6 protein-coding genes are annotated in these 3,790 nt (G+C 55.7%); 3 read left to right on the plus strand and 3 right to left on the minus strand.

The annotated features are described in order from the left end of the window. Positions 1–92: 92 nt before the first annotated feature. Together PN477_RS17915 and ndhL are read right to left on the minus strand one after the other, a co-directional pair. Entirely contained in the window at positions 93–425 is a 333-nt protein-coding gene (locus PN477_RS17915; protein ID WP_272120162.1) for a DUF3007 family protein, read from the minus strand. Next, a complete protein-coding gene (ndhL, locus tag PN477_RS17920; RefSeq protein WP_072622326.1) occupies positions 425–655 on the minus strand; it encodes an NAD(P)H-quinone oxidoreductase subunit L in 231 nt (76 codons plus the stop codon). Before ndhL ends, PN477_RS17915 begins: the two co-directional genes overlap by 1 nt. A gap of 66 nt (positions 656–721) precedes the next feature. On the opposite strand from ndhL, the gene PN477_RS17925 reads away from it, so the two are divergent. The 3 genes from PN477_RS17925 to PN477_RS17935 are packed head-to-tail and all read left to right on the plus strand — an operon-like array spanning position 722 to position 3,278. After that, positions 722–1,591 carry a DUF72 domain-containing protein gene (locus tag PN477_RS17925; RefSeq protein WP_272120164.1) on the plus strand — a complete coding sequence of 290 codons (870 nt, stop codon included), beginning with the start codon at positions 722–724 and terminating at the stop codon, positions 1,589–1,591. A gap of 55 nt (positions 1,592–1,646) precedes the next feature. Continuing rightward, the gene (locus tag PN477_RS17930; RefSeq protein WP_272120166.1) at positions 1,647–2,054 is read left to right on the plus strand and encodes a thioredoxin domain-containing protein; all 408 of its coding nucleotides are present in this window, start codon (positions 1,647–1,649) and stop codon (positions 2,052–2,054) included. Between the two features lie 42 nt (positions 2,055–2,096). Continuing rightward, entirely contained in the window at positions 2,097–3,278 is a 1,182-nt protein-coding gene (locus tag PN477_RS17935) for an RtcB family protein (RefSeq protein WP_272120168.1), read from the plus strand. 89 nt (positions 3,279–3,367) lie between these two features. Here PN477_RS17935 and PN477_RS17940 read toward each other — a convergent pair. After that, positions 3,368–3,790: photosynthetic reaction center family protein (locus PN477_RS17940; RefSeq protein ID WP_465250284.1), on the minus strand; the 423-nt coding region annotated here is incomplete at its 5' end.

Genomic DNA, 3,790 nt, shown 5'->3' on the forward strand with positions numbered 1-3,790 from the left:
ATCCAGCCTTTGCCACCTGGGGGGGGATGCAAAATTAAGGTGCCGCGATCGTAGGTGAGTTTCGGGGCGCGGGCCATGGGGCGATGGGGCGATTAATCGCTCTGGGATTCCGCCGCTGCGGCGGCTTGTTCGTCGGCTTCGATTTCCGCTTGGAGTTGGGCCAGTTCTTCTGGGGTCATTTCCTCTAACCGTTTACGCAGCACCGCTTCTTTGTAGTTCTGCATCTGTTCGTTGAGGGTCATGCCTTTAGTGAGGGCGCGAAAGACATAGGTGGCTAACCAGCCGATCAGACCCCCGATCAGAATGGCTTGACTCCAGATTCCGGCGGACAGGTTATCAAACCCGATCGCCCGAAAGAGGAGATAAATCGCACCCCCACCGAGGAAAAGCCCAAAGGTGAGGGCGATCGCATCAATTCGGCGCATTAGGATTCAGCTCGTTTGGGGCGAAGATTCAAAAACGGACTCAGGAGCAGCAGCCCAGGGAACAGAAGAAACACGAAAAAGTACATAATCACGCGCTCAATGGAACTGGCCACATACCAGCGCAGATTGAGATACGCATAGAGACCGGCGGGAAGCACGACAAGATATAACCCGCTCAAGACAAGATAGATGAGGGCGATAAACTGGGGACTGTTGACATCAAGCATCATAGTCAAGACAAGCCAATATTTCCGGTTTATTGTACCGTTTTAGCTGGACGTTTGGGGCGAGAGTTGATGAGTCAGGGGCAAAACGTGGGGCAATTTTATCTCGGTTGTGCCGTGTGGGCGTTTCCCGGCTGGGTGGGGTCGTTCTATCCGGCTAAGGCTCCGGCGCGGGAGTTTTTGCCCTTGTATTGCGATCGCTTCACCGCCGTGGAAGGTAACACCACGTTTTACGCCGTTCCTGATGTTGCCACGCTCCAGCGTTGGCGCGACACCATGCCGCCGGGGTTTAAATTCTGCCCAAAATTCCCCAAAACCGTCACCCATCAGGGGCCGCTCATGGGACAAATCGGGGGCGCGATCGCTTTTCTGAACCATTTAAAAACTGGCTTGGGCGATCGCCTCGGCCCCGTGTTCGCCCAACTCCCCCCCAGTTACAGCCCCGCCCACAGCGACGATCTCGCCCAATTTTTCGCCGCCCTCCCCACGGATCACCCCCTCGGCCTCGAACTGCGTCACCCGGACTGGTTCACTCCAACGGGGCGCGATCGCCTCGCTCCCCTCCTCGACAGGATCACCCCGGTCTGCCTCGACACCCGCCCCATCTACCGCTGCCCCGACCATCCCCAAACCCAATCCCGCAACCACAAACCCGATCTTCCCGTCCTGCCTCACTGCCCCACTGACACCGCCTTGATCCGCTGGATCACCCATCCCGACCCGCAATACAACAAAATCACCCGCGATTTTTGGGTTCATCACGTGGCGCAATGGCTCACCGAGGGCAAGACTGTTTATTTTTTCGTCCACTGTCCCCAGGAAGAACATTCCCCCCACACCGCCCGCCAGTTCTACCACCAGTTGCAAGCGATCGCGCCCCATTTACCGCCTCTCCCCTGGGACACGCTCCCCAAACCGCCCCAACAATTGAGCCTGTTTTAGGGAGAAATCTGAGCGTTCAGGATTAGGATTTAGGGGTTCTTTCGCTCAATTGCCCATGTTTCGTTTGACTGTTGGTTTATCTGTCCTGGTTAGCCTGGGAGCGATCGCGCTTCCCCCCGCCGTTGCCATCGTTCATGCTCAAATGAGAGAACAGGGTGCGATCGCACCGGAGCGCGTCGAAGCCCTCGCCCGTCACCTCAACCGCATCAACGCCCGCGTCTACAGTGCCCATTGGTGTCCCCACTGTCGCGCCCAGCGGGCCCAGTTTGGCCCGGAAGATTGGCTCGTGCGCTACGGCATCTATCTCGAATGCGAACCGGGCGGGGAACAGCCCGCCAGCCCGGCATTATGTGCGATGAATAACATTCAAGCCTATCCCACCTGGAAGATTAACGGTGAGTATCATCGCGGCGTGATCAGCCTCGAAACATTGGCAGAATTATCGGGATTTGGCGATCTGTAGTTTTATGTATTATGATACTACAAGCGAATTTGGGAAACTCCCATGCCCTACGAATCCTTAAACCTGTCTAGCCCAAAGCCTGTCCTGTCTTGGGCCGGTCATCCCCTCGGTTCTGCCGAAACCCAGATGGCGAAAAATGTCGCCTCGTTGCCCTTTGTGTTTAAACACGTTGCCCTGATGCCCGATGTGCATTTGGGGAAAGGGGCGTTAGTCGGTTCCGTCATCGCCACCCACGAGGCGATTATCCCCGCCGCCGTAGGGGTGGATATTGGCTGCGGCATGGCGGCGGTGAAACTGCCGTTTCAGGGTGATCAATTGGACGGCAAATTGAAAAAAATCCGGAGTGAGATTGAAGCGGCGATCCCGGTGGGGTTTGCGGCGAATCGGGAGTGCGATCGCGCCGTCACCAACTGGCAAGGCTGGCGCGACTTTAAAACCCTCCATCCCGGCGTGCAACGTTTAGACGGTAAAGCCATGGAGCAACTGGGTTCCCTCGGTGGCGGCAATCATTTCATCGAACTCTGTTTAGATGCCGAGGCTCACGTCTGGCTCATGCTCCATTCCGGCTCACGGCATATCGGCAACCAACTCGCCCAATGCCACATCAGCACCGCCAAAACCCTCCAAAAACTCACCGACCAAAAACTCCCCGATCCGGATCTCGCTTACTTCGTGACGGGAACCCCAGAATTCGCCGCCTACTGGCGCGATCTCCAATGGGCCCAAAATTACGCCCGGTACAATCGCGAAGTGATGATGGCGCGGTTTAAACGCATCGTTGAGCAACACCTGGCCGGCGGCAAACCCACCAAACCCCTCTTAACGGTGAATTGTCACCACAACTACGCCGAAAAAGAAGTCCACTTTGGCGAAGAAGTCTACGTCACCCGCAAAGGAGCCGTCCGGGCCCGCAGCGAAGACTACGGCATTATTCCCGGTTCCATGGGTGCAAAATCCTACATTGTCAAAGGCAAAGGCAATGCCCACAGTTATTGCAGTTGCAGCCACGGCGCAGGGCGGCAGATGTCTCGCACCAAAGCCAAAAAACAGTTCACCGTTGACGACCTGATCGCCCAAACCCAAGGGATCGAATGCCGCAAGGATCAACACGTCCTTGATGAAATTCCCGGCGCGTACAAAGCGATCGAAACGGTGATGAACAATCAAGCGGATCTTGTGGAAATTGTCGCGACCCTGAAACAAGTGGTCTGTGTCAAAGGTTAGCAGACAACCTGCTATAGCCCAAGAGAAAGCCCCCTCAATCGAGGGGGCTTTCTGATTCAGTGATTCAACTTAGCTCAATCGCTTGGGAATTAACCGTTGATGGCAGGAGCAGTCAAAGCCACAGGCGCAGACTCAGCAGAAGCCAAATCTAAGGGGAAGTTGTGGGCGTTGCGTTCGTGCATCACTTCAAAACCGAGGTTGGCGCGGTTCAGGATGTCCGCCCAGGTGTTGATGACGCGACCTTGGCTGTCAAGAACAGACTGGTTGAAGTTGAACCCGTTCAGGTTGAATGCCATCGTGGATACACCTAAGGCGGTGAACCAGATGCCGATTACGGGCCAAGCACCTAAGAAGAAGTGCAGGGCGCGGGAGTTGTTGAAGGAAGCATATTGGAAGATGAGACGACCGAAGTAGCCGTGGGCTGCGACGATGTTGTAGGTTTCTTCTTCTTGTCCGAATTTGTAGCCGTAGTTTTGGCTTTCGATTTCGGTGGTTTCACGTACCAAGGAGGA

It is taken from the genome of Spirulina subsalsa CS-330, from assembly GCF_028330765.1.
Classification (GTDB): Bacteria; Cyanobacteriota; Cyanobacteriia; order Cyanobacteriales; family Spirulinaceae; genus Spirulina; species Spirulina subsalsa_A.